Here is a 25,705-nt window from a genome sequence, read left to right as displayed (position 1 = left end):
AAACCAATAACAGGACACCTCCATGGCCAAGCCGATCCTCGCCATCGACCAGGGCACCACCAGCAGCCGCGCCATTTTGTTCAGCGCAAGCGGCCGCCCAGAGCACGTTGCCCAGCAGGAATTCGCCCAGCACTTTCCGAACGACGGCTGGGTGGAACACGATGGCGAAGAGATCTGGAGTTCAACGCTCGCGGTCTGCCGCGAGGTGCTGGAAAAAGCCGGCATCAGCGCCAGCGAGGTAGCCGGGATCGGCATCACCAACCAGCGCGAAACCACCCTGGTGTGGGACGCCGCCAGCGGCGAGCTGCTCTATCGCGCCATTGTCTGGCAGGATCGCCGCACCGCCAGCTACTGTGCCGAACTCAAGGCCGCCGGCCATGAGGCGATGATCAGCGAGCGCACCGGATTGCTGATCGACCCGTATTTTTCCGCCACCAAGCTGCGCTGGATTCTGGATAACGTGCCGGGCGCACGCGCGCGTGCCGAGCGCAATGAACTGCGTTTCGGCACCGTAGACTGCTTCCTGCTCTGGCGCCTGACCGGCGGCAAGGTCCACCGCACCGACGCCACCAACGCCTCACGCACCATGCTGTTCAATATCCACACGCAGCAGTGGGATGAAGACCTGCTGCAATTGCTCGATATCCCCGCCAGCCTGCTGCCCGAGGTCATGGACAGCGCCGCCGACTTTGGTAAGACCGCGCCCGATGTACTTGGCGCCAGCATTCCGGTCTGCGGCATCGCCGGCGACCAGCAGGCTGCCCTGATTGGCCAGGCCTGCTTCCAGCCGGGTATGGTCAAGAGCACCTACGGCACCGGCTGCTTCATGGTAATGAACACCGGCAACACGCCGATTCGCTCGCAGAATCGCCTGCTGACCACGGTCGGTTATCGTCTTAACGGTCAGACCAGTTACGCGCTGGAGGGCAGCATTTTCGTCGCCGGCGCAGCCATCCAGTGGCTGCGCGACGGTCTCAAGCTGATCCAGCACGCGGGCGAAACCGAAGCCCTCGCCCGCCAGGCTGGTGAGCACACCGGTGTCTATCTGGTGCCCGCCTTTACCGGCCTTGGCGCACCCTACTGGGACCCGACCGCCCGCGGCGCCATCTTCGGCCTGACTCGCGATACCGGCATCGCCCAGATCGTCGCGGCTGGCCTGCAATCGGTCTGTTTCCAGACCCGCGACCTGCTCGAAGCCATGCAGGCCGATGGCGCACAGAGCACAGCCGCCCTGCGTGTGGACGGCGGAATGGTGATCAACAACTGGGTGGTACAGGAGCTGGCCAATATCCTGGGCGTCACCGTCGACCGCCCGCAGGTCACCGAAACCACGGCGCTCGGTGCGGCCTATCTGGCCGGCCTGCAGCTCGGCATATTCAAAGACCTCGACGATATCGCCAGCCACTGGGCCTGCGAGCGCACCTTCGCGCCCGAGATGGCGGAAACCCAGCGCGATGCCTTGTATGAAGGCTGGCTGGATGCGATTCGGCGGGTGCGGGAGTAATAACGCCGCATACCACGCCCCCCGCAACGATCGGCGCAAGGTACATCCGCTCGGGCACGGCACGCCGTGCCCGGGGGTTAGTTCAGCCCCAATAACCCACGCAGGGTCGACAGCTCTTCCGCCAGCACCGTCACCGGCCCGACCAGCGCACGGCGATCACGTTCGCTGACCTTGTCGTAGGACGCATACCCACTGCTGGCATCACCCTCAATCAGGTAGTAATGCGCCAGGGTGTGTTCGATGGCGGTGAAGTTTTCTTCGATACGTGCAACAAACGCCGGATCTTCCTGCGCCGCCAGCGGTTTGACCAGTTCGAAGATCTTCTTCGAGCCATCCAGATTGCCCTGGAAGTCCCACAGGTCGGTGTGGCTGTAGCGATCTTCTTCACCGGAGACCTTGGTCGCGGCGACCTCTTCCATCAACGCGGCAGCGCCACCCACCACTTTCTCCGGCGGGAAGGTCAGGTCCTGCACACTCTGCTCCAGAGTCTCGACATCACTCATCAGGCGCTCGGCATAGTCGCCCAGGCCAGCAGTGCTGTGCTCGTGAAACAGCCCGTACTCCAAACGGTGAAAACCGGTGAAGGTCGGGTCCTGCACGCCATGCTCGTAGTCGTCGTCACGGGCGTCGATGCTGGCATCCAGATCGGCAAACAGTTCGGCAATTGGTTCGATGCGCTCGTAGTAAACGCGGGTCGGTGCGTACAGCTGCTGGGCACGCTGCAGGTCGCCGGCCTTGATGGCATCGGTGAACTCACGGGTGTGGCTGCTGAACTGCTCCAGGTTGTCGAGCACGTAAAGCTTGTAGTCGGTAATCGGATTGACCAGATCCTGCGGTGCCACAGTAGCCTGTGCCTGCATGGCAACCAGCCCGAAGGCAGCGGCGGTAATGACGGTGCGAAGGTTAGACATTGTCCTGCTCCTGAATAGACGTATTAAGGCCAATCACGAATGGCGCTGGCTGGCAGCCAGCATGCTGCTACCGAGGTAGTCCCCGGCTTGTACGCCCGGCAGCGTGAAGAAGTAGCCGCCGCCCACGGGCTTGATGTATTCCTCCAGCGGTTCACCATCCAGGCGCTTCTGCACGGTAATGAAACCGGCCTCCAGGTCCGCCTGATAGGCGATGAACAGCAAGCCCATATCCAGCTGACCGTTGGCTTCGACGCCGTTGGAGTAGTTGAACGGCCGGCGCAGAATCAGGTTGCGCTCACTGCCACGGGTGCGCGGGTTGGCCAGACGGATATGCGAGTCCAGTGGCGTCACCTTGCCGTCGGGGTCGTTGTCGTAGACCGGCAGATCGTGTTCGATGCCACCGTGCATGGGCGCGCCGCTATCGCGACGACGACCAAAGATGGCTTCCTGCTCCTGCAGCGGTGTGCGGTCCCAGCGTTCGACGAAGTTGCGGATGATGCGCACGGCCTGATAGCTGCCGTTGCGTGCCCATTCGGGCTCCTGGTTGCTGTGATCGACCCACACCACTTTCTGCATCAGGCCGCTGTTGTCTGCCGGCGGGTTGGCAGTGCCATCGCGGAAACCAAGGTAGTTGCGCGCACTCTCGGTCGAGCCGTCGGAGCGCGGCGCCATGACCGGCACCGTGCCTTCCTGTTTCCAGCGCAGCATCAGCATGCCGGGGGTGTTCTTGATGATGTCGCGCAGGGCGTGAATGGTGGTGCCCTCGGTATTGGCGCAGAACTGCAGGGAAATATCACCGTGGCAACGATCCGCATCCAGCGCATCGTTGGAGAACGCGACCATGCGCTGCAGGTGACGGGGTTTGACCGCGTCCAGCCCGAAGCGGTCATCGAACAGCGAAGCGCCGACCGACAGCGTGATGGTTAGCCCGTCGGGGTCGATGCTGGGGCCGAGGATGCCGGAATCCACCGGAGGGTAGCGCGGGTCGCGCTGCTCATAGGTGCCGCCCTGTGTCAGAAAAGCAATGCGCTCGGTCAGCGTGCGCAGCAGGCGCTCCAGCCCGGCTTGATCTGTCGCCAGCACATCAAAGCTGGCCAACATGCCAACCGCCGGGCGCGGGGTGGTAATGCCCTGCTGCTGGACGCCATAAAACGGGTGGGATTGATGGGTTGCCGAGCTGGACGGCGCATCGGTTACGTCCGCTGTACGCGGCTGCTGACTGGCCAACGCACCGCCACTCAGGGCCGTCGCAGCAGCACCGATACCCGCAGCGCCCAGACCTTGCAGAAAGCGGCGACGATTAAGGCCCGAGAACGGGCAGCCCGGTGAAAGGTCATCATGATCACTCATAAATACTCCCGATGCGGAATGTCAGTAGGCGCTGGCCAGCAACGCGTTAACGCTGGCCAACTGGTCGGCCAACTGCTGGCTGGCCTGCAATAGGATTTGGGTGTCAGCGGCGGGCACCTGCTCGGCCAGCGACGCATTGGCCGCCTGCAGGGCCTCAGACTCCAGCGGGTGCGCCTGCCGGAGAACCGGAAGCAGCAGCGATACGACCTTGTCGATGCCTGCCTGCAAGCCCTGCAGATCACTGCGCGCCCTGCTGCTGAGCTGCTCGCTGTTCTGCTGCTGGTCGTGCCAGGCCTGCAATACCCGACCGGCGCCATTGGCCAGTTGGGAGGCCGGCACACCCTGGGCACTCAAACGTGACCGCAGAGCGCCCACATCGGCGCTCAGTTGCTTGACCACAGGCAGCAACCCGGCAGTGCTTTGCTGCTCGAACAGGCCATAAGCCAGGCGTTCAAAGCCGCGAAAATCGGCATCCTGTTCGCGCTCGGCGAAGTACTCGGCGCGGGCATTCAGGCGCTGATCCAGATCGCTGAACAGCCCCACCGCCAGCGCCATGTGCTGATCGATTGCTCGGGCCTGCAGCCAGGCTTGCTGCGCCGCGTCCAGGTTGTCGTCGGCAATTTGCTGCTGCAGGTCACCCACCGCACGCGCCAGCGCACGGCCTTCCAGCGTCAGATAGACGCGGTACTCAGCCAACGGGCCGATCAGTGCGCGTGCGGACAGATCGGCGGCAACGGTCTGCCCGGCGACCGCCGTCACCGTCAGCGTCCCGCGCGGATTACTGAGCAGGCCACAGGTCATCTGGTATTCACCGGGCAGCAACCTGGCTGTCAGTTGCTGATGCAGGCCGGGAGCGATGTTCTCCCGTTCCTCCAGCACCATCACGCCATCGAGAATTTCCCACTCGATCCCACGCTCACTCTCGTTGATCACGGTAAAGCGTTGAGCACCGGCAGGCACGGTAAGCGTGTTCGGCGTACAACCACTGGCGTCAATGGTGATCTGGTGGGTATCAGCCGTGTCGGTTGACGACTTCGAACCCAGCGACAAATAGAAAATACCCAGCGCGCCGAGCATCAGCACGGCAGCACCAGCCATGCCAGCCCGCAACGCAAGCGGCGACGGAGCAGAAGCAGAAGCAGAAGGATCAGACATCAGGACACTCGCAGGCTGTGTTGGACAGGTGTAAAACTCAACCACCAACCCGCGCTGCGGCAGGTCTAGCGAGCTGCGCAGTACCGGGTCGGAAGAAGAAGAACAGGGTGATCAGCAAGAAGCCGAGATAGGCGACGACTTCACTGACACTGGGCGCAGGCTGATAGCCGAAAATACCGGCAAACAGGCTGCCCAGCGGGGTATCCAGCGGCAGCCATTCGCTCAGATCGAAGACAATGCGTTGGCCGTGATTCCACAGGCCCGCCTCGTGCAATGCACGTACCGCTCCCGAGAACAAACCAGCAGCCACCAGCAGAATGAACAGGCCGGTGCCACGGAAAAAGTGTTTCAGGTTCAAGCGCAGGCTGCCACGATAGAACGCCCAACCGCCCAGCACCGAGCATAGAACGCCAAGCAGTGCCCCCAGCGGCGCGCCGGTGCCCCGCCCCTGCTGAAACACGGCCAGCAAGAAGAACACCGACTCAAGCCCCTCACGGGCAACCGCCAGAAAGACCATGCCGATCAACGCCCAGGTTTGCCCCTGGCCGGCCTGAAACGCTTGGTCCAGCGCGCCAGTCAGCTCACTGCGCAGCCCCTGCGACGCGCGCCGCATCCAGAACACCATCCAGGTCAGCACGCCGACGGCAATCAAACCGACAGCCGCTTCAAACATCTCCTGCTGACGCTGGGGAAACTCGGCGCTGACGAACTGCAGGACCGCGCCACCGAGCAGCGCTAATGTGACAGCGAGGAAAATGCCGGTCCAGATAACCGGCATCCAGGCGGCACGCCCGGTCTGACGGAGGTAGCTGGCGATGATGCCAACGATCAGCGCAGCCTCGAGGCCTTCGCGCAGCATGATCAGGAAAGGTACAAGCATGGAAATCAGTCGCATTTGAGAATGAATTTGAATACGACCAGATCATACATGTAACAAAATATGTAAAAAACCACTTCAGCGTATCCAGATCAGAAACGCTGATTTTCATCTGAAGCATCAAGGAATAGCCCGGTATCAGCCGCAGAGGGCCGCCGAACGGGCAACGGCACGGGCCACGCTGGAGTGTGGTCTTTCAGCGCCGGGAAGTTCGGCTCCCGCTCGATAGGCAGACCTGTGTGCCAAACCATGGCCGAGCAGGAGCTCGGCCTTCCCGAAAATCGCAGTCTCCGGGAGGGTCGAGCTCCCGCTCGACTGGCAGACCTGTGTGCCAAACCATGGCCGAGCAGGAACTCGGCCTTCCCGGAAAACGCAGACTACGGAAGGGCCGGCTTCCGCTCGACCGGCGGACCTGTGCGCCAACCCATGGCCGAGCAGGAGCTCGGCCTTCCCGGAAAATGCAGACTACGGGAGGGTCGGCTTCCGCTCTACTGGCAGCCCCGTGCGCCAACCCATGGCCGAGCAGGAGCTCGGCCTTCCCGGAAAACGCAGACTACGGGAGGGTCGAGCTCCCGCTCGACCGGCGGACCTGTGCGCCACCCCATGGCCGAGTAGGAGCTCGGCCTTTCCGGAAAATGCAGACTACGGGAGGGTCGAACTCCCGCTCGACCGGCGGACCTGTGCGCCAACCCACGGCCGAGCAGGAGCTCGGTCTTTCCAGACAGCATCTTGTCTTCCACTCAGCCAAGCAGGCCCGAGAATGGCAGAAACGCGACCAGATCACCGGGGCTGAAGGTTTGCCCGGCTGGCACCCGTAACAGGCCACTGGCGCGACTGGCGCTGCTGAGCACACCGGAGCTTTGATTGCCCGACAGCATTACGCGGCCGTCTTCGACATGCGCACGCAGGTACTCCTCACGACTGCCAGCGCGGCTCCAGGGGAACCCGGAAGGCAAGGTATAGGCGGGCGCGGCCACCTCCGCTGCGCCAAGGCGAGTCAACAGATAGGGGCGCACCAGCAGCAAAAACGTGACCAGCGTTGCCGCCGGATTTCCGGGCAGACCGAGCACGGGTACACCGGCGTAATGCCCCAGCGTAAACGGCTTGCCCGGTTTGATCGCCAGCTTCCACAGAGCGACCTCACCGGCCTCGCGCAACGCCTGCCCGAGGCAATCCGCCTCACCGACCGACACCCCGCCGGAGGAAATGATCACGTCGGCCTGCTCTGCCAATTGCTGCAACCGGCTGCGGGTGGCATCGAGATCGTCCGGCAGTATGCCGGCGTCGATCACCGTCTGCTCCAGCCCCTGCAGCAGACCGATCAGGGTGAAGCGATTGCTGTTGTAGATCTGCCCGGGGCTCAGCGGCTGTCCCGGTTCGACCAGCTCATCCCCGGTCGATACCACTGCTACTCGCAGCGGCTTGCGCACCCTGACCTGATCTATCCCAACCGAGGCAATCACCCCCAGATCCTGCGGCCGCAGCCGGGTTCCGGCGGCCAGCAACGGCTGACCGGCAACAACGTCCTGCGCTTGGCGTCTGACGTTGTCGCCTGCAGCCACCGGTTCCAGCAGGCGCACCCGGCCATCCGCCAGCGGCTCGGCATTCTCCTGCATCTGCACAGCATTGGCGCCAGCAGGCAAGGGTGCACCGGTAAAGATGCGTACGCAGGTGCCAGGTTGCAGCGCCGCCGGCGCAACCCCGGCGGTGATGCGTTGACTGACCGGCAGGCCATCAGCCATCGCCTGCGCCAGATCAGCCTCGGCCAGCGCGTAACCGTCCATCGCACTGTTGTCCCAGGGCGGTACGTCGATGGCAGAACAGACCGGCTCGGCCAGAACCTGGCCCAGCGCATCGGTCAGCGACAACACCCGCACGGGCTGCTGATGGGCGGCCGCGCTGGCGAGCAGTCGCTGCAGGGCCTCGGCAACCGGCATCAGGCTCATGCGCGGCGACCGTCCTGGTCCGGATTGCCCAGATGCTGCACGAAATTGCACGGGCGGGTGCGGCTGTCCAGCTGGGTTTCGAGAATCCGCGTCCACGCGGTACGGCAGGCATTGGATGAGCCCGGCATGCAGACCACCAGCGTGCGGTTGGCCAAGCCAGCCAGCGCGCGGGACTGCAGCGTGGACGTGCCGATATCTTCATAGGACACCTGACGGAACAGCTCACCAAAGCCATCGACCTGCTTGTCCAGCAGCGGCGCGATGGCCTCAGGGGTGCTGTCACGGCCGGTAAAGCCGGTGCCACCGGTGATCAACACCACCTCAACTGCCGGGTCTGCGATCCAGGCCGACACCAGTGCGCGCATCTGATAACGGTCGTCGGGCAGCAGTTGGCGATCGGCCAAACGATGGCCGGCAGCGGTCAGACTGTCCACCAGCAGTTGGCCAGAGGTATCCGTTTCCAGGGTACGGGTGTCGCTGACGGTCAGCACGGCGATGCCAAGGGCAGCAAAGGGAGTATCAGGTGAGCAGCTCATGGATGGGGTTCCTTGCGTTCGGATAAAGCCGGACGGCAATCAGCAGAGGCGCTGCTTTCGTCCGCTACAGGCCCGGTGTTATAACACAGACCACACCAGCCAGAGCATTGAACATGTCAGCGTCACCCCGTATCAGCGCCCTGCTACTGGCCGGCGGCCAGGGCCGTCGCGTCGGCGGTGCAGACAAGGGCCTGCTCGCCTACCGCGGCGGCCCTGTCAGCGCTCATTTGAGCGCGCTGTTGCGCAGCGTGGCCGATGAGCTGCTGATCAGCTGCAATCGCAATGCTGAGCAATACCGGCAATGGGCTGACCGACTCGTGACCGACAGCAGCACCGACTATCCTGGCCCGTTGGCCGGCATTCTGAGCGGCCTGCGTGAGGCGCACGGCGATCAGCTTCTGGTGCTGCCCTGTGACATGCCGCTGATCGATCAAGCCTTGCTTGAGCAACTGCTTGGCCAAACCGATCCTGACCGACCGGTGTTTTTTCGCACCGGTGAACAGCCCCAGCCGCTGCCCTGCCTGATCCCGTGCAAGTTGCTGCCGGTGCTGGAAGACGCCTGGCTGCAAGGGGCGCGCAGCCCGCTGCGATGGTTGCGGGCAGTGGGCGCAATCTGCATCGATCTGGCCGCTGACGAACCACGCCTGACCAGCGCCAATACCCCTGCCCTGTGGCAGGCGTTGCAGTAACCCTGTGAAAAACAGTCGATTTTTTTTTGTTTGCCTCTTGTGCGATGACAAACTTTAGGTAAAATGCCGCCCACAACGGAGCGTAGCGCAGCCTGGTAGCGCGTCTCGTTCGGGACGAGAAGGTCGCTGGTTCGATTCCAGTCGCTCCGACCAACAGCAAAACCCCTGACTCATTGAGTCAGGGGTTTTTCTTTTTCTGCCATCTGAGGTCTGTTGCCGCTTCGCCTTGCCTGGCCGAAGAAGGGTCTCCGGCAGGCAGGTGAACGCAACGACGACAGGCTCTAATCAAGCATCTCGCGCAACACGTGATGCAGAATGCCGCCCGCCTTGAAGTAGGCGATCTCGTTGACGGTATCGATTCGGCAGAGCATCTCGAAGCTCACGCTATTACCATCGTCGCCGGTCGCCTCCACCGTCAACCGCTGCCCCGGCTTGAGCTCGTCGCTGATGCCCGTGATCTCGATCTGCTCGTGTCCGGTCAAGCCCAGCTCGGCCACGCTTTGACCATCGACAAACTGCAGCGGCAACACCCCCATACCGACCAGGTTGGAACGGTGGATGCGCTCGAAGCTCTCGGCCAGAACGGCCTTCACACCGAGCAGATTGGTGCCCTTGGCCGCCCAATCCCGGCTTGAACCGGTGCCGTACTCCTTGCCGGCCAGCACCACCAGCGGCGTGCCATCCTGCTGATAGCGCATGGCTGCATCATAGATCGACATCCGCTCACCGGAAGGCACATGAATGGTCTCACCGCCCTCCTCGCCACCGAGCATCCGATTGCGGATACGGATGTTGGCGAAGGTGCCGCGCATCATCACTTCGTGGTTACCACGTCGCGAACCGTAAGAGTTGAAGTCGGCCGGTTCGACGCCCAGCGACTGCAGATACTCACCTGCCGGCGAGCTTGCCTTGATGTTACCGGCCGGCGAAATGTGGTCGGTGGTAATCGAATCGCCGAATACCGCCAGCACCCGCGCGCCGGTAACCGGCTGCAGGGGTTCAAGTGGCTCGTCGATAGCATCAAAGTACGGCGGATTTTTCACGTAGGTCGAGGCATCATCCCAGGCATAGGTCTTGCCCTCGCTGACGCTGATTGAGCGCCAGTGATCATCTCCGGTAAACACGTCGGCATAGCGAGTGCGGAACATCTCGTCTTCGACCAGCGCCACTGCCTCGGCGATCTCGGCGTTGGTCGGCCAGATGTCCTTGAGAAACACCGGGCGGTTGTCCTGATCCAGGCCGAGCGGCTCCTCACGCAGGTTGATTCGGGTGTTGCCGGCCAGCGCGTAGGCCACCACCAGCGGCGGCGACGCCAACCAGTTGGCCTTGACCTGCGGATGCACCCGCCCTTCGAAGTTACGGTTGCCGGACAGCACCGCCGACACGGCCAGATCGTGTTCACTGACAACCCGCGCCACCTCGTCGGGCAGCGGCCCGGAGTTGCCGATACAGGTGGTGCAGCCATAGCCCACCAGATTGAATCCGAGCGCGTCAAGACTCTCGGTCAGACCGGCTTTGTTCAGATAGTCGGTCACCACCTTGGAGCCTGGCGCAAGCGATGACTTGACCCAGGGCTTGCGCTGCAGGCCCCGCTCTACAGCCTTTTTGGCCAGCAAACCGGCGGCCATCATCACACTCGGATTGGAGGTATTGGTGCAGGAGGTAATCGCGGCGATCACCACGGCGCCGTGGTCCAGCGGGTATTCCTTGCCATCCAGCTGCACCGTGGCATGGGCATTCGGGCCGCCGACGGCGGTACCGGCACCGCCTTCACTTTCCAGCCGAGCCTGCTCGGTATCAGCCGGTGCGAGCTGCAGCGCCAGCAGTGCATCGAAGGCTTCGGGCACATCCGGCAGGGCCACCCGATCCTGAGGTCGACGCGGACCGGCCAGGCTGGCCTCCACGGTACTCATGTCCAGGTGCAGGCTGTCGGTAAACGCCGGCTCATCGCCCGCCTCGCGCCATAGTCCCTGCGCCTTGCAATAGGCTTCTACCCGCTGCACCACCGCATCAGGGCGGCCGCTGAGGCGCAAATAGCGCAGAGTCTCGTCATCCACCGGGAAGAAACCACAGGTCGCACCGTACTCCGGCGCCATGTTGGCAATGGTCGCCCGATCCGCCAGCGGCAGGTCGGCCAGACCATCACCATAGAATTCAACAAACTTGCCGACCACGCCCTTGCTGCGCAGCATCTGAGTAACGGTCAGCACCAGATCGGTAGCCGTGATGCCCTCGCGCAGGCGGCCGGTCAGTTTGAAACCGATCACTTCCGGGATCAGCATCGAAACCGGCTGCCCGAGCATGGCCGCCTCGGCCTCGATACCGCCGACGCCCCAGCCCAGCACACCCAGCCCATTGATCATGGTGGTGTGCGAGTCGGTACCGACCAGGGTGTCAGGCCAGGCCCACTGCTCACCGTCCACTTCGGCGGCCCAAACGGTCTGGGCCAGGTACTCCAGATTGACCTGGTGACAAATGCCTGTGCCCGGCGGCACCACGCGAAAGTTCTGAAAGGCCTTCTGCCCCCAGCGCAGGAATGCGTAACGCTCACCGTTACGCTGCATCTCGATCTCAACGTTGTCATGAAAGGCCGAGTCGCTGGCAAAGCGATCAACCATCACCGAGTGGTCGATGACCAGATCGACCGGCGACAGTGGATTAATCTGCTCCGGATCGCCACCAGCCCGCGCAACCGCATCACGCATGGCGGCCAAATCTACTACCGCCGGCACCCCGGTAAAATCCTGCATCAACACCCGCGCCGGCCGGTACTGAATTTCACGGTCGGATCGACGCTGCTCCAGCCACTGGCTTACGGCGCGAATATCATCCAGCGTGACCGTCTCGCCATCCTCATTACGCAGCAGATTCTCCAGCAGCACCTTGAGCGACTTGGGCAGTTGCTCTATGCCGCTCAAGCTGGCGGCCGCGCGCTTCAGCGAGTGGTACTGGTAGTGCTCGCCGGACACATCCAGCGTATCGAGCGTACTCAGGCTATTGGCTTGGGTCATGCGATAAACCTCCTTGCACCGGCACGCTGCCGGTATGGATTGCTATACTCTGCTGCACGGTTCGGCGAGGCCTCTGGCAGAGGCCCGCGACGATGGCACGTGATCTTCCAAAGCTAGCAGACAAAACGCCGCATAACATTTGAAATGCCGCCCTACAGCCATCGAACTCACTGCCGATATACCAGCTTAGACAACAGTCAGTCCGCTACTGCTCCCGGACAGACACTCAAGGACATTCGCCGATGCGTAACAATCAACCCGTAACCCAGCGTGAACGAAGCTTTGCGGCGGACCAGCGTCTGATCTCGACCACTAATCTCAAGGGCGTCATCACCTATTGCAACGACGTTTTCGTCGAGATCAGTGGTTTTACCCGCGAAGAGCTGGTCGGCACATCTCACAACCTCGTGCGCCATCCTGACGTTCCGCCAGCGGTCTTCGCTCATATGTGGGCCGACCTGAAAGCCGGCAAGGCGTGGATGGGCATCGTCAAGAATCGCTGCAAGAACGGCGACCATTACTGGGTCAATGCCTTCGTCACACCGATCTGGGAAAACGGCCAGATTACCGGCTATGAATCGGTGAGGGTCAAACCCACTGCCGGTCAGATCGAACGCGCTGCCGCGCTTTACCAGCGCCTGGCTCGGGGCGGCAATGCAGTTCAGGGCGACTTTGCGGGTATGGCCCTTCAGGTCCTGCCATCGGTCCTGGCCATGGCAGCCAGCGGTGCCGCTGGCACCCTGTTCGGCTGGCCGGGCGTAGCCGTCGCTGCCCTTGCCGGCCTGCCGGCAGGCTATGCGATGAAATCGGCACTGGAACACCGCCTGCAGCGCATCGTCAAAATGGCAGGCAACAGCATCAGCGATCCCCTGCTGGCGCAAATGTATACCCCGTTTCGCGGCGCAATGGGCCAGTTGGAGATGGCCATTCACAGCCAGCAGGCTCGCCTGCAGACCTGTCTTACCCGGGTTGGTGACAGCGCGGCACGCCTCAAAGAACAGGCGCAGGAGGCCAGCGAGATTGCCCGTCGCAGCAGCGAAGGTCTGGCCCAGCAGCGCGCCGAAACCGACCAGGTCGCAACCGCTATCAACCAGATGGCAGCCGCGACTCTGCAGGTCTCCGGCAACGTGCAAAGCGCTGCTGATGCAACCCGCGACGCGGCCGATCTGGCGGTACAGGGCAAGCGGCTCGCCAGCAATGCACGCATCGCCATCGAGAACCTCTCCGGCGCAGTTGATTCAGCCAGTACTGTCACCAATAAGCTGGCTTCCGATGCTCGCGAGATCGGCACCGTGGTGGACGTCATCAAGGGCATCGCCGAGCAGACCAATCTGCTGGCTCTTAACGCCGCCATCGAAGCGGCGCGCGCTGGTGAGCAGGGGCGCGGTTTCGCCGTGGTTGCCGACGAGGTTCGTGCCCTGGCCAGCCGTACCGCTGAATCGACAGAGCAGATTCACAGCCTGATCGCCAATCTGCAGCAGGCAGCCCAGAGCACCGTCGACACCATGCAGGCCGGCAACGAGCAGGCCGAGCGCGGTGTCGCTCAGGTCGCTGAAGCCGACGAAGCACTGGAGGGGATTCGCCAGGCTATCGAGCGCATCAATGAGATGGCCGGTCAAATCGCCAGCGCAGCCGAGGAACAGAGCAGCGTTGCCGAAGAGATCAACCGTAACGTCACCAATATCGCTACCCTGGCAGACAGCACCGAGAAGCAGGCCAGCCGCAGCGCCGAACTCAGTGGCGAGCTGGCCAATACCGCGCAACGCCAGGTTAATCTGGTCGATCGTTTCAACCGACGCTAATCAGCCAGCCCAGCCAGCGCCGGCCGAGCCAAGCTCGGCCGGCCGACCTCACTGCCCCCATACCCCAGCTTTCCGACCACCTTATGCTGCCGTCACTCCGACGTTACCCACCCGTCTGGCGACGGTGCTAAACTGCCTGCCTTTGCCTGTGAAACAAGGATATATCCATGTGCGGAATCGTCGGTGCCACCGCCCAGCGTGACATCACTCCCATCCTGCTTGAGGGTCTGCGGCGTCTTGAGTACCGCGGCTACGACTCGGCTGGCGTCGCAGTCGTAGACAGTGCCGGCAGCATTCAGCGCATACGTGCCGTTGGCAAGGTTATCGAGCTGGAAAACGCACTGCAGGCCAAGCCGGTAAGCGGCCACCTCGGTATCGCCCACACACGCTGGGCCACTCACGGCAAACCGGCAGAACACAACGCACACCCTCACCTGTCCAGCGGACTGGCCATCGTCCACAACGGCATCATCGAGAACCACGCGCCGCTGCGCAAACGGCTGCAGGATCTGGGCTACAGCTTTACGTCCGAGACCGATACCGAGGTCGTCGCTCACCTGCTGGCGCACCATTTTGCCGAAACCGGTGACATGCTCAGCGCGTTCCGCAGCACCCTGAGCGAGATTCACGGCGCCTACGCACTCGCCGTGATTCACGACTCCGAACCCGGGACTCTTTACTGCTCTCGCATGGGCAGCCCGCTGGTGATCGGTGAAGGCAGCGGCGAACATTATCTTGCCTCCGACCCGCTGGCACTGCTGCAGGTTACCGATCGCTTCCGCTATCTGGAGGAAGGCGACTACGCCCGCATCACGCTGACCAACTGCGAGATATGGGACCGCGCCGGCAACTCAGCCGATCGACCGGTCGTTCGCTATGAACACGCAGCCCACAGCCTGGACAAGGGCGAATACCGCCACTTCATGCTCAAGGAAATCTTCGAGCAGCCACAGGCCATCAGCGACACCCTGGCCGGCACACTGGGCGACGATCACGTACTGACCGCGATCCTCGGCCCTGAGGCGGAAACCCGTCTGGCAGACATCGCCAACATCCATATCGTTGCCTGCGGCACCAGCTACCATGCCGGTCTGGTCGCCCGCTACTGGATCGAAGAACAGGCCGGTATTCCCTGCCAGGTCGAAGTTGCCAGCGAATTCCGCTACCGCAGTGTCGTGGTTCCGGCCAATACCCTGCTGATAACGATTTCCCAGTCTGGCGAGACCGCAGACACCCTGGCCGCGCTGCGTTACGCCAAGGATCAGGGCTACCTGGCCACCCTCGCAATCTGCAACGTCGCCGGCAGCTCGCTGGTGCGCGAAGCCGACTGGCGCTTGCTGACCCATGCCGGCCCGGAAATTGGCGTCGCCTCAACCAAGGCCTTTACTACCCAGCTGGTTTCGCTGCTGTGGTTGACCACCGCTCTGGCACAGGCGCGCGGCCAGAGCCAGTTCGTCGCCCGTAACGTCGATGCCCTGCGCAAGCTGCCGGCACTGACAGAACAGGTGCTTGCGCTGGAGCCGGCCATCATTGCGCTGGCCGAACAGTTTGCCAACAAGCACCACGCTCTGTTTCTGGGCCGTGGCCCGCACTACCCCATTGCGATGGAAGGTGCGCTCAAGCTCAAGGAAATTTCCTATATTCACGCCGAGGCCTACGCCGCCGGCGAGCTGAAGCACGGCCCGCTGGCACTGGTGGATGAAGATATGCCGGTAGTCTCCGTTGCGCCGAGCGACAGCCTGCTGGAAAAGCTCAAGTCAAACCTGGAAGAAGTACGTGCCCGCGGTGGCCAGCTGATCAACTTTGCCTGCGAAACCATTGAGCAGAGCGCTGACCCGGAAGTCAGCAATATCCGGCTACCCTGGGTGGAAGATTGCATCTCGCCGATCATCTACACCCTGCCACTGCAGTTGCTGAGTTACCACGTCGCGCTGGTCAAGGGGACCGACGTCGACAAGCCGCGCAATCTGGCCAAATCCGTTACCGTCGAGTAATGGCGGTTGAGACTGCGGCGCATGTCTGACCACATGCGCCGCTACCGGAGACAAGCATGAAAACCGACACAGACACCATTCTGGTCACCGGCGGCGCCGGCTATATCGGCTCGCATACCTGCCTGCGCCTGCTCGAAAGCGACTACCAGGTCATCGTGCTGGACAACTTCAGCAACAGCTCGCCCGAGGCCCTGAAACGCGTGCAGGCTCTCACCGGCAAGACGCTCGACATCGTCACCGGCGATGTCAACGACAGCGATCTGCTGGACCGTCTGCTCGCAACAACGCAGATTGACGCCGTGATTCACTTTGCGGGGCTCAAGGCGGTGGGCGAGTCGGTTGCAGAGCCGCTGACGTACTACCACAACAACGTAAGCGGTGCGGTCACCCTGTTGCAGGCCATGCAGAAAGCCGGGGTGCATGACCTGGTGTTCAGTTCATCGGCCACTGTCTATGGCGACCCGGTCAGCCTGCCAATCACCGAAGATTTCCCCACCAGCGCCACCAATCCCTACGGCCGTTCCAAACTGATGATCGAGGAGATGCTGCGTGATCTCTACCGCAGTGACGCCAGCTGGAATCTGGCACTGCTGCGCTATTTCAACCCCGTCGGGGCACACCCAAGCGGGCAGATCGGTGAAGACCCGGCAGGGATTCCCAATAACCTGCTGCCTTACATCGCCCAGGTTGCCGTCGGCCGCCGCGATCATCTGAGCGTCTTTGGCGGCGACTACGACACCCCCGATGGCACCGGCGTGCGCGACTATATCCACGTCATGGACCTGGCAGAGGGGCACGTCAAGGCGCTGCAATGGCTTGCACGCCGGCAGGGTCTGGCTGCCTTCAACCTGGGCACCGGCAACGGATACTCCGTACTCGACATGCTGCATGCCTTCGAACGAGCCTGCGGCAAGACGCTGGCCTACCAGATTGTCGACCGGCGTCCCGGCGACGTAGGCAGCTGCTATGCCGACCCTGCCCTCGCTGCTCGTGAACTCGGCTGGCGCGCGGAGCGCGATGTCGACGCCATGTGTGTTGACGCCTGGCGCTGGCAACAGCAGAACCCCAACGGCTACCGGTGAACTGCCTAGGGCATATCGGGTCACAACAATCTCACGCAGACCAATAGTGTGATGAGTTCGAAGGCATGATGCTGCGCGCCCGGCTATCCTCACCAGGAAGCACTGCATGCGGAGCGCTTGCCGACTCGATTCTTTATCGCACCAATAATATCGGGCTATTTCCGGGTCTGGATAACCGACAGATTGATGTGCCGACAGGCAATGGGCAATGGGCAATGGGCAATGCACAAAATTGACCTCAAACTGTATCGGATAATAGCCATTTAGCATCACGTATACTCGCACCTGTTTTGTTACATTGGAGAGCAAGATGCTCAAGGAAAGACTGATTGGATTGAGTTACGCCCAGAAGCGCTCTATCCAGATTGTTGCGGACCTGCTTCTGATCTGGGCTGCCCTGTGGCTGGCACTGTTCCTGCGCCTGGGTGGCGAAACCAACTGGGTATTCCCCACGAGCGAACAACGTCTGCTGTTTGTCCTCGCGCCGGCACTCGCACTGCCTATCTACATTCGCATGGGCATGTACCGCGCGGTAATGCGCTACTTCGGCAGTCAGGCGCTGCTGTGTATTTTCAAGGCGGTAACGCTGTCGTTCCTGGCCCTGGTAATGGTGGTACTGGCAGCGCGCGACAGCGGCTGGGATATCCTGTTTCCGCGCTCGGCCATGGTTTCATACTGGTGGCTATCGCTGCTGTTGATCGGCGGCTTGCGCCTTGCTGCCCGTGAGTACTTCATGGGCGACTGGCTTATGGGCGCGGGTCCTCGACCGCAGCAGACCGCTGTCGATCAGGAGGCCGGCGTGCCGGTAGCGATTTTCGGTGCCGGGGCGGCAGGCAATCAGTTGCTGGCGTCGCTGCGTCTGGGGCGAATGTATAAACCCAAGGCCTTCATTGACGACGATCCCAGTCTGGTCGGGCGGGTGATAGGCGGGTTGCCGGTGTACTCCTCCGAGCACATTGCAAAATTGATCGCCGAGGCGGATATCAAGGAAGTCCTGCTGGCCATTCCGTCCGCGACGCGAGCAACCCGGCAACAGATCCTGTATCGCCTGGCCGGATTTCAGGTTCACGTGCGCAGTATCCCGGGGATCATGGATATTGCCAGCGGCAAGGTGAAGGTTGACGACCTGCAGGAAGTGGACATTGCCGATCTGCTGGGGCGTGACCCTGTCGAACCGGTCGAGCAACTGATGGACTTCTGCATTCGGGACAAGGTCGTGCTGGTAACGGGCGCCGGTGGCTCCATCGGCAGTGAGCTGTGCCGCCAGATCGTCAATGCCGGTCCGACCAAGCTTGTCCTGTTTGAGCACAACGAGTTCGGTCTGTATGCCATTCATACCGAGCTGCAGGGCTGGATCAACGCCCAGCAGCTGCCAATAGAACTGATCCCGATTCTGGGCTCGGTGCGCAACAGTGGCCGCCTGGTCGACGCCATGGCTGCCTGGAAGGTGAACACGGTCTACCATGCCGCCGCCTACAAGCATGTTCCCATGGTCGAGCACAATGTGGCCGAAGGGATCATGAACAACGTGTTCGGCACTCTGAAAGTCGCTCAGGCGGCGATTCGCTGCGGCGTGCAGAACTGTGTACTGATCTCTACCGACAAGGCCGTTCGTCCAACCAATGTGATGGGTGCGACCAAACGCCTGGCGGAAATGGTATTGCAGGCGCTCAGCGCCGAGTCTGCACCGAATCTGTGGGGCGACGATAGCGGCGTGCCGGTGCTCAACCGCACCCGCTTTACCATGGTGCGTTTTGGTAATGTGCTGGGCTCGTCTGGGTCGGTGATCCCGCTGTTTCGCTCACAGATCAAGCGCGGCGGACCGATTACCGTCACCCATCCCGATATTACCCGCTACTTCATGACCATTCCCGAGGCTGCGCAGCTTGTTGTTCAGGCAGGCTCCATGGGAGAAGGCGGCGACGTGTTTGTGCTGGACATGGGCGAGCCAGTGCGCATTATCGAACTGGCACACAAGATGATCATGCTGTCGGGTCTGACCGTACGGGACGAGGTAGACCCCAACGGCGATATCGCCATTACCTTCACTGGCCTGCGCCCCGGGGAAAAGCTCTACGAAGAGCTGCTGATCGGCGACAACCCAGAACCGACCGCGCACCCCAAGATCCATCGGGCAAACGAGGAGTTCATCGACTGGCCAACCCTGCGTGACGTACTGAACCGTATGAGTCAGGCGGTGAAAGCAGATGCCTATGATGATGTCCGGGCCTTGCTGCTGGATACCGTCAACGGTTACCAGCCCAGCAACGGCATTGTCGATCTGATCCACGAACAGCGGCAACATTCACTCGGAGCTCTGAGCCAGCCCCAGCGATAATCCCTGCGGAGCAGGCGTGCTGGTTTCACGCCCCTCCCCACCACTGCCACTGATTTGATCAGGCAGGAAAAACAAAAACGCCCGAGGCTTGAAGCGCCCGGGCGTTTTACTGCAGTAGTGGAAGACCTTCAGGCTGCCGGCTGGGCAGCCTTGATCATTTCCTGCAGCTCACCGGATTCGTGCAGTTCCAGAATAATGTCACTGCCACCAACCAGTTCACCGTTGATCCACAGCTGCGGAAACGTCGGCCAATTAGCGTAAGCCGGCAGGTTGGCGCGAATTTCCGGGTTTTGCAGGATATCCACATAGGCAAACTTCTCGCCACAGGCCATCAGCGCCTGCACGGCACGAGCAGAGAAGCCGCACTGCGGAGCATTCGGCGCGCCTTTCATGTAGATCAGCACCGGGTTGTTGGCGATCTGTTCTTTGATGGTATCGATGATATCCATGGTATTCCTCGTAACGTAAAGGGCGTTCGAACGCGTTGCTGACCGGGCATTCTACAGCAAAGCGCTCGCTTATGCTGCCACCACCTCAACCCGCAGACCGTTCAACGCGGCGTTGCCCGTGACCGGGTCAAGGAAGCGCTCATCGGTCAGGTCGTTGACGCTGACACCGGCATGCTGCTCGGCAACATCCATCTGAATGCCGGGACGGTTGTGCCCCCAACCGTGGGGCAGACTGACCACGCCCGGTGCCATTTCATCGCTGGCGCAGACCGCCACCTGCACCTCACCCACCCGCGAGCGCACGGTCACCTGCTGCCCATCCTGCAGATTGCGCGCGGTCAGGTCGTCCGGATGCATCAGCAACTGATCACGCGGCTTACCCTTCACCAGACGCCGATAGTTATGCATCCAGGAGTTATTGCTGCGCACATGGCGACGGCCGATCAGGCGCAACTCACCAGCGGCCGGTGCCAGTTCTGTCAGCTCGGCGGCAACCCGCTGCAGATCCTGCAGCATGGCGGGCTGCGCCAGTTCAATGCGCCGGCTCTCGGTCTGAATTCGACGCAACAGGTTGGGCTGCAGCGGGCCAAGATCGATACCGTGCGGGTTTTCCTTGAGTACGTCCAGCGACAGGCGGTCGCCATAGGGGCCGGCACGCACCGCCATATCGACCAGTTCATGCGGTGGCTGCGTTGGCCGCGCCGGCTGCCCGGTCGCAGCAGCAAACGCCTTGCCAAGACCAACAAAAATCTCCCAGTCGTGCAGCGCGCCCTCGGGCTTGCTCAACACCGGCTGGTTATAGCGGGTGACGTTGCGCACAGCGAAGTTATTGAAGGTGATGTCGTAGTGATCGTGTTCCAGCGATGCGGTGGGCGGCAGAATCACGTCGGCGTGACGGGTGGTCTCGTTGATATAGAGGTCCACACTGACCATGAACTCCAGACTCTCCAGCGCTGCATCAAGCTGACGACCGTTGGGCGTGGACAGCACAGGATTGCCCGCCGAGGTGACCAGTGCGAGGATCTGCCCCTCGCCCGGGGTAAGAATCTCCTCGGCCAGCGCAGCAACCGGCAGCTCCCCGTTAAACTCCGGAAGCCCGGAGACCCGCGAGCGCCACTTGTCGAAATGGCCGGGGCGCCGGGCCGATGCCACCTCAAACGCAGGCTCTGGAAACAGCGAACCGCCGGGCACATCCACATTGCCGGTGACCAGATTGATGACCTGAATCAGCCACTGGCAGAGGGTGCCGTAACGCTGGACCGACACGCCCATGCGCCCGTAGCAGACCGCGCGCTCGGCGCCGGCAAAGTCTCGTGCCAATTGGCGGATCTGTTCGGCTGGAATGCCGCACGCAGGAGCCATCCGCTCAGCGGTGAACTCGGCAACCGCATCGCGCACCTCTGCCAGCCCGGCAGTGCTGTCCAGCACCGGGCTCTGGCGGGTCAACTGCTCGCTGAACAGGGTATTGAGCAAGCCAAGCAGCAATGCAACGTCGGTACCCGGCTGAATGAACAGGTGCTCACTGGCAATGGCAGCCGTTTCGCTGCGTCGCGGATCGACCACCACCAGCTTGCCACCCCGCCCCTGCAGTGCCTTGATGCGCTTGGTCACGTCCGGCACGGTCATGATGCTGCCATTGGAGGCCAGCGGGTTCGCGCCGAGCATCAGGAAGTAATCGGTGTGGTCAATATCAGGGATCGGGATCATCAGCATGTGGCCATAGAGCCAGAGCGACACCAGATGGTGCGGCAGTTGATCAACCGAGGTGGCCGAGTAGCGCTGGCGGGTGTGCAGTTGCCCCAGGAAGTAGTTGCCATGGGTCATGGAGCCGTAGTTATGCACATTCGGGTTGCCCATGTAGACGCCCACGGCGTTATTGCCATGCTTTTGCTGGATCTCCGCCAGACGCTCTGTCACCAGTGCAAACGCCTCGTCCCAGCTGATCTCTTCCCAGCGCTCGTCAACCCGCTTCACCGGCCGGCGCAGGCGCTGCGGATCATCCTGGATATCCTGCAGGGCAATCGCCTTGGGACAGATGTGGCCGCGGCTGAAGGGGTCTTTCGGGTCGCCCTTGATTGAGAGAATGCGGTCACCTTCGGTCTCAATCGCCAGGCCACAGATGGCCTCGCACAGGTGGCAGGCGCGGTAGTGGGTCACAGACATGTCATTCACCAGGCAGATATTATTATGATCAACCATTCTAGGGGCTGTTGCGGCTGGCTCGCCACCGCGCCGCGCGCGGCAGAATACGGGTCTATTCAGCCACTGAATCTGCCGGCCAGACCGCTTTATTTGCCTTTGCCCGGAATTTCCCTATAAGATCCCGGCTTCTCTTTATTTGCTGTGGCTGATACCAGGCCGTCAGGTCGTGGTACGGGTCACTGTTTCCGGTCGCCGGGCGACCGAGGTAACTCAGGTAGTACACATATGACTACACGGCACTTTCTATCGCTGATGGACTGCTCCGAAGCAGAACTCATTGGCCTGATCAAACGCGGCATCGAACTGAAGTCACTGCATCGTCAGGGCGTGGTGTACGAGCCGCTGAAAAACCGCGTACTGGGGATGATCTTCGAAAAGGCCTCGACCCGTACCCGCGTATCCTTTGAAGCCGGCATGATTCATCTGGGTGGCCAGGCTATCTTCCTGTCCCCGCGTGACACCCAACTGGGCCGCGGCGAACCGATCGAAGACAGCGCCCGTGTACTGTCCAGCATGTGCGATGCGATCATGATCCGCACCTTCGCCCACAGCACGCTGGAAACCTTTGCCCAGTACTCCAAGGTGCCGATCATCAATGGCCTGAGCGACGACCTGCACCCCTGCCAGCTGCTGGCCGACATGCAGACCTATCTGGAGCACCGCGGCCCGATCAAGGGCAAGACGGTGGCCTGGATTGGCGATGGCAACAACATGTGCAATACCTTTATTCAGGCTGCCATCCAGTTTGATTTCCAGCTTCGCGTCGCCTGCCCGGAAGGCTACGAGCCCTCGGCGCAGTTCCTTGAACAGGCTGGTGACCGTGTCACCGTAATGCGCGATCCGATGGAAGCCGTTGCCGGTGCCCATCTGGTCAATACCGATGTCTGGGCGTCCATGGGCCAGGAAGACGAAGCGGAAGCACGCCTGAAGCAGTTCGCGCCCTATCAGGTCACGCCTGCGATGCTCGATGCGGCCGACGAGTCCGTGCTGTTTATGCACTGCCTTCCGGCCCACCGCGGCGAGGAAGTCAGCGACGAACTGATGGACGATCCGCGCAGCGTTGTCTGGGATCAGGCCGAAAACCGCCTGCACGCTCAAAAGGCGCTGGTCGAATTTTTGCTGGTTGAGTGAGGCAGCATGTCCAGCCCGGTATTAGAGCTGAACAACCTCAAATGCGGCTATGGCCGGCAGTTGATCGTCAACGACCTGAGCATTCGCCTGCGAGAAGGCGACATAGGCTGTCTGCTGGGGCCGTCCGGCTGTGGCAAAACCACGACTCTGCGCGCCATCGCCGGGTTTGAACCCATCAGCGGCGGCGAAATCCTGCTGGATGGCAAGGCCCTGAGCACCCCAACCCTGCGAGTTGCCCCCGAGCAGCGGCAAATTGGCATGGTGTTTCAAGACTATGCGCTATTCCCGCACCTGACCGTCGCCGAAAATGTCGGCTTCGGCATTCACAAGAGTCCGGATCGCAAACGCATCGTCGAAGAGCTTCTGGCTCTGGTAAAGCTGGACAAGCTGGGCTCACGCTATCCGCATGAGCTATCCGGCGGTCAACAGCAGCGCGTTGCGCTGGCCCGGGCCATGGCCCCCAACCCACGGCTGTTGCTGCTGGATGAGCCCTTCTCCAATCTCGATGGTGAACTGCGCCGCCGGCTCTCGGCTGAAGTGCGCGACATTCTCAAGTCCCGCGGTATCAGCGCCATGCTGGTGACCCATGATCAGGCCGAGGCCTTTGCCGTGTGCGATCACGTCGGCGTGCTGAAAGACGGCCAACTGCAGCAATGGGACACCCCGTACAACCTCTACCACGAACCGGCGACGCCCTTTGTTGCCAGCTTCATCGGTCAGGGTTATTTCATTCGCGGCCAGCTGCTCTCCAGCGACACGGTACAGACCGAGCTGGGAGTCATTCACGGCAACCGGGCTTACCAGTTACCGGTAGGTGGTGCGGTCGATGTCCTGTTGCGGCCGGACGACCTGGTGGGAGATGCTCACAGCGAATTGCGGGCGCGAATTATTGATCGCACCTTCCAGGGCGCAACCATCCTCTACCGCATGCAACTGCAGACCGGCACCCAGCTGGAAGCCCTGTTTCCCAGCCACGCCGATCATCAGCCCGGCGACGAGGTCGGGCTGCGGGTCGCGGCGGAGCATTTGGTCGTGTTCCCAGCCCAGGGCAGCGTCAACCTGCACGCCCAGCTGCCGCTGGAGCAGGTCCTCAACGCCAACTAGTCAGCCTGACGTCACCCGCAGCGCCCATTCCACGTAGCGTGTACTAAGCCAACGGCGTGTACACCAATCAACCTGCACAAGACTGCAACCCGTGTGTCGGCACCCGCGGATACGCTGCGCTTAATCCGCCCTACCGGCGCGCTGAACCGTAGGGTGTACTAAGCCAAAGGCGTGTACACCAAACAGTCTGGACCTCCGCCAGACGGTGGACAAGCCTACGGCGTGTCCACCCTACACGGGAACCTCACTGCCCCGCAGCCGGCCCATACAGCGCACGACTCGCCTTGCCGTGAATCATCCGTGACAGACGATAGTCGGTATTCTGCATCATGCCGATCACAATCGCCTGATTGGCCGGATCAATCCAGCACCAGGCTCCTTGAATTCCCCACCACCAATAAGTGCCTTCGGGCAAATAACCCGCAGCGGGCGAGTCGTTGACCACCGCCACGTTCAGGCCAAACTGGTTACCGGGAAAGAACGGGCCGATATTCTCCACGCCCTCCGGCAGCTGGTTCTGACGCATCAACTCGACCGTTTCTGGCTTGAGAATCCGCACCCCGTCCAGCTCGCCGCCAGCCAGCAACATGCGCGCAAACCGCAGATAGTCGTCCATTGACGAGATCAGCCCGCCACCGCCATTGAGAAACCGCGGCTTGCTGAGAAATGGTGTATTGGGCAACGGCGCCAGCGAACCGTCTTCCTGTGGCTTGTAGGACAGCGCCAGTCGCTCGGCCTTGCCTGCCGGCGCATAGAAGTCGGTATCGACCATCTTCAGCGGATCGAACAGGTGCTCCTGCAGATAGACATCAAACGATTTGCCCGACAGCACCTCAACCAGATAGGCCTGGATATCAACCGAGATGCTGTAGTTCCATACGGTGCCCGGCTGATAGAGCAGCGGAATGTGCTGCAGCTTGGCCATCATGTCGGCGAAGGTGGAATCAGGGTTCTGAATATCCGCCTTGACATACAGCTGATCGACCTGGGTATTGCCGAAGCGACCATAGGTGAAGCCGCCGGTATGGGTCATCAGCTCACGAATGGTCACCGGGTGCGCTGACGGCTCCGTCTCGGGCATACCGTCCGGGCCATCGGCGATGGCAACCTGAAGATCTTGCAGCTCGGGAATGTATTTACCGACCGGATCATCCAGCTCGAAACGACCCTCGTCGTAAAGCGTCAGCAGCGCAGTGCCCGTCACCAGCTTGGTCAGCGAGAAAATCTTGTAGAGGCTGTCGGGCGTCAGTGGTTTGCCCTGCTCGCGATCCGCAAACCCGTATTGGCCACGCTGTACCACCTCACCGTTTTGGTAAACCAGCGTTGCAATGCCCGCGATTCGCCCCTGCTGGACTTCCTCGGCCATCGTCGCACCAAAGGCATCCAGACGCTGCTGCGAGAACGCCTCGGGCGCGCTGTCAGCCCAACTGCCAGAGACGAGGCCGCCGGCGAGCAACATCCCGCCCAACAGGGTACGTATCCGTAATCCGATCATTGTTGTTCTACTCTGTTATGGGATTGGGATGGCTAATTTACCTATCATGGGACACACCGCCAAGCTGTCTCAGGCACAATCATTCCGAATGATCATTCAGACTCGATGTAACAAATGCCCCTGAAAGAC

19 protein-coding genes and 1 tRNA gene are annotated in these 25,705 nt (G+C 61.7%); 10 read left to right on the top strand and 10 right to left on the bottom strand.

The features are described 5' to 3' along the window. Positions 1–22: 22 nt before the first annotated feature. Positions 23–1,504 (top strand): glycerol kinase GlpK, encoded by a 1,482-nt coding sequence (glpK, locus tag B7O88_RS03590; protein ID WP_088273802.1) that lies wholly within the window; start codon positions 23–25, stop codon positions 1,502–1,504. 77 nt (positions 1,505–1,581) lie between these two features. Here glpK and efeO read toward each other — a convergent pair whose 3' ends face one another. The 6 genes from efeO to moaB all read right to left on the bottom strand — a co-directional run bounded on the left by efeO (position 1,582) and on the right by moaB (position 8,279). Then, positions 1,582–2,415 (bottom strand): iron uptake system protein EfeO, encoded by an 834-nt coding sequence (efeO, locus tag B7O88_RS03585; protein WP_088273801.1) that lies wholly within the window; start codon positions 2,413–2,415, stop codon positions 1,582–1,584. Between the two features lie 33 nt (positions 2,416–2,448). Beyond that, positions 2,449–3,765, bottom strand: coding sequence for an iron uptake transporter deferrochelatase/peroxidase subunit (efeB, locus tag B7O88_RS03580; protein ID WP_088273800.1), 1,317 nt, complete (start codon positions 3,763–3,765; stop codon positions 2,449–2,451). Positions 3,766–3,786: 21 nt separating this feature from the next. Continuing rightward, positions 3,787–4,920 carry a cupredoxin domain-containing protein gene (locus B7O88_RS03575; protein WP_140418556.1) on the bottom strand — a complete coding sequence of 378 codons (1,134 nt, stop codon included), beginning with the start codon at positions 4,918–4,920 and terminating at the stop codon, positions 3,787–3,789. A 37-nt stretch (positions 4,921–4,957) separates the two neighbouring features. Beyond that, entirely contained in the window at positions 4,958–5,800 is an 843-nt protein-coding gene (efeU, locus tag B7O88_RS03570) for an iron uptake transporter permease EfeU (protein WP_088273942.1), read from the bottom strand. A 737-nt stretch (positions 5,801–6,537) separates the two neighbouring features. After that, positions 6,538–7,743 carry a molybdopterin molybdotransferase MoeA gene (locus B7O88_RS03565; protein WP_235005711.1) on the bottom strand — a complete coding sequence of 402 codons (1,206 nt, stop codon included), beginning with the start codon at positions 7,741–7,743 and terminating at the stop codon, positions 6,538–6,540. Continuing rightward, positions 7,740–8,279 (bottom strand): molybdenum cofactor biosynthesis protein B, encoded by a 540-nt coding sequence (gene moaB / locus B7O88_RS03560; RefSeq protein WP_088273798.1) that lies wholly within the window; start codon positions 8,277–8,279, stop codon positions 7,740–7,742. The genes B7O88_RS03565 and moaB overlap by 4 nt, the downstream gene beginning before the upstream one ends. Positions 8,280–8,392: 113 nt before the next feature. Between moaB and mobA the strand changes: the two genes are divergently transcribed. After that, complete coding sequence (mobA, locus tag B7O88_RS03555; RefSeq protein ID WP_412779053.1) at positions 8,393–8,968, top strand: molybdenum cofactor guanylyltransferase MobA; 576 nt, start codon at positions 8,393–8,395, stop codon at positions 8,966–8,968. Between the two features lie 76 nt (positions 8,969–9,044). Continuing rightward, positions 9,045–9,121 (top strand) — tRNA-Pro (locus B7O88_RS03550). Positions 9,122–9,249: 128 nt separating this feature from the next. Here B7O88_RS03550 and acnA read toward each other — a convergent pair. Beyond that, positions 9,250–11,979 carry an aconitate hydratase AcnA gene (acnA, locus tag B7O88_RS03545; protein WP_088273796.1) on the bottom strand — a complete coding sequence of 910 codons (2,730 nt, stop codon included), beginning with the start codon at positions 11,977–11,979 and terminating at the stop codon, positions 9,250–9,252. Between the two features lie 242 nt (positions 11,980–12,221). Here acnA and B7O88_RS03540 point away from each other — a divergent pair, with 242 nt between their 5' ends. From B7O88_RS03540 to B7O88_RS03525, 5 genes are all read left to right on the top strand, one after another. Then, positions 12,222–13,781, top strand: a complete 1,560-nt coding sequence (locus B7O88_RS03540; protein ID WP_088273795.1) for a methyl-accepting chemotaxis protein — start codon at positions 12,222–12,224, stop codon at positions 13,779–13,781. A 167-nt stretch (positions 13,782–13,948) separates the two neighbouring features. Next, positions 13,949–15,775: a glutamine--fructose-6-phosphate transaminase (isomerizing) gene (gene glmS, locus B7O88_RS03535; protein ID WP_088273794.1), complete on the top strand. Its 1,827-nt coding sequence runs from the start codon at positions 13,949–13,951 to the stop codon at positions 15,773–15,775. A 56-nt stretch (positions 15,776–15,831) separates the two neighbouring features. Next, entirely contained in the window at positions 15,832–16,857 is a 1,026-nt protein-coding gene (galE, locus tag B7O88_RS03530) for a UDP-glucose 4-epimerase GalE (RefSeq protein WP_088273793.1), read from the top strand. A gap of 65 nt (positions 16,858–16,922) precedes the next feature. Next, positions 16,923–17,093 carry a hypothetical protein gene (locus B7O88_RS17915; protein ID WP_160003136.1) on the top strand — a complete coding sequence of 57 codons (171 nt, stop codon included), beginning with the start codon at positions 16,923–16,925 and terminating at the stop codon, positions 17,091–17,093. A 74-nt stretch (positions 17,094–17,167) separates the two neighbouring features. Next, on the top strand, positions 17,168–19,195 hold the full coding sequence (locus B7O88_RS03525) for a polysaccharide biosynthesis protein (protein WP_088273792.1): 2,028 nt from the start codon (positions 17,168–17,170) through the stop codon (positions 19,193–19,195). A gap of 128 nt (positions 19,196–19,323) precedes the next feature. On the opposite strand, the gene grxD is transcribed toward B7O88_RS03525, so the two are convergent. Next, a complete protein-coding gene (grxD, locus tag B7O88_RS03520; RefSeq protein ID WP_088273791.1) occupies positions 19,324–19,644 on the bottom strand; it encodes a Grx4 family monothiol glutaredoxin in 321 nt (106 codons plus the stop codon). A 69-nt stretch (positions 19,645–19,713) separates the two neighbouring features. Further along, entirely contained in the window at positions 19,714–21,807 is a 2,094-nt protein-coding gene (locus B7O88_RS03515; protein ID WP_088273940.1) for a molybdopterin oxidoreductase family protein, read from the bottom strand. 264 nt (positions 21,808–22,071) lie between these two features. Between B7O88_RS03515 and argF the strand changes: the two genes are divergently transcribed. Next, complete coding sequence (argF, locus tag B7O88_RS03510; RefSeq protein WP_088273790.1) at positions 22,072–22,977, top strand: ornithine carbamoyltransferase; 906 nt, start codon at positions 22,072–22,074, stop codon at positions 22,975–22,977. Between the two features lie 6 nt (positions 22,978–22,983). After that, positions 22,984–24,081, top strand: coding sequence for an ABC transporter ATP-binding protein (locus B7O88_RS03505; protein ID WP_088273789.1), 1,098 nt, complete (start codon positions 22,984–22,986; stop codon positions 24,079–24,081). Between the two features lie 244 nt (positions 24,082–24,325). On the opposite strand, the gene B7O88_RS03500 is transcribed toward B7O88_RS03505, so the two are convergent. After that, positions 24,326–25,576 carry a serine hydrolase domain-containing protein gene (locus B7O88_RS03500; protein WP_088273788.1) on the bottom strand — a complete coding sequence of 417 codons (1,251 nt, stop codon included), beginning with the start codon at positions 25,574–25,576 and terminating at the stop codon, positions 24,326–24,328. Positions 25,577–25,705: the final 129 nt, after the last annotated feature.

The sequence above is a fragment of the Halopseudomonas aestusnigri genome, from assembly GCF_002197985.1.
Lineage (GTDB): Bacteria > Pseudomonadota > Gammaproteobacteria > Pseudomonadales > Pseudomonadaceae > Halopseudomonas > Halopseudomonas aestusnigri.
Note: the sequence above shows the minus strand (reverse complement) of the source record. Positions and strands in the feature narration are given on the sequence as shown.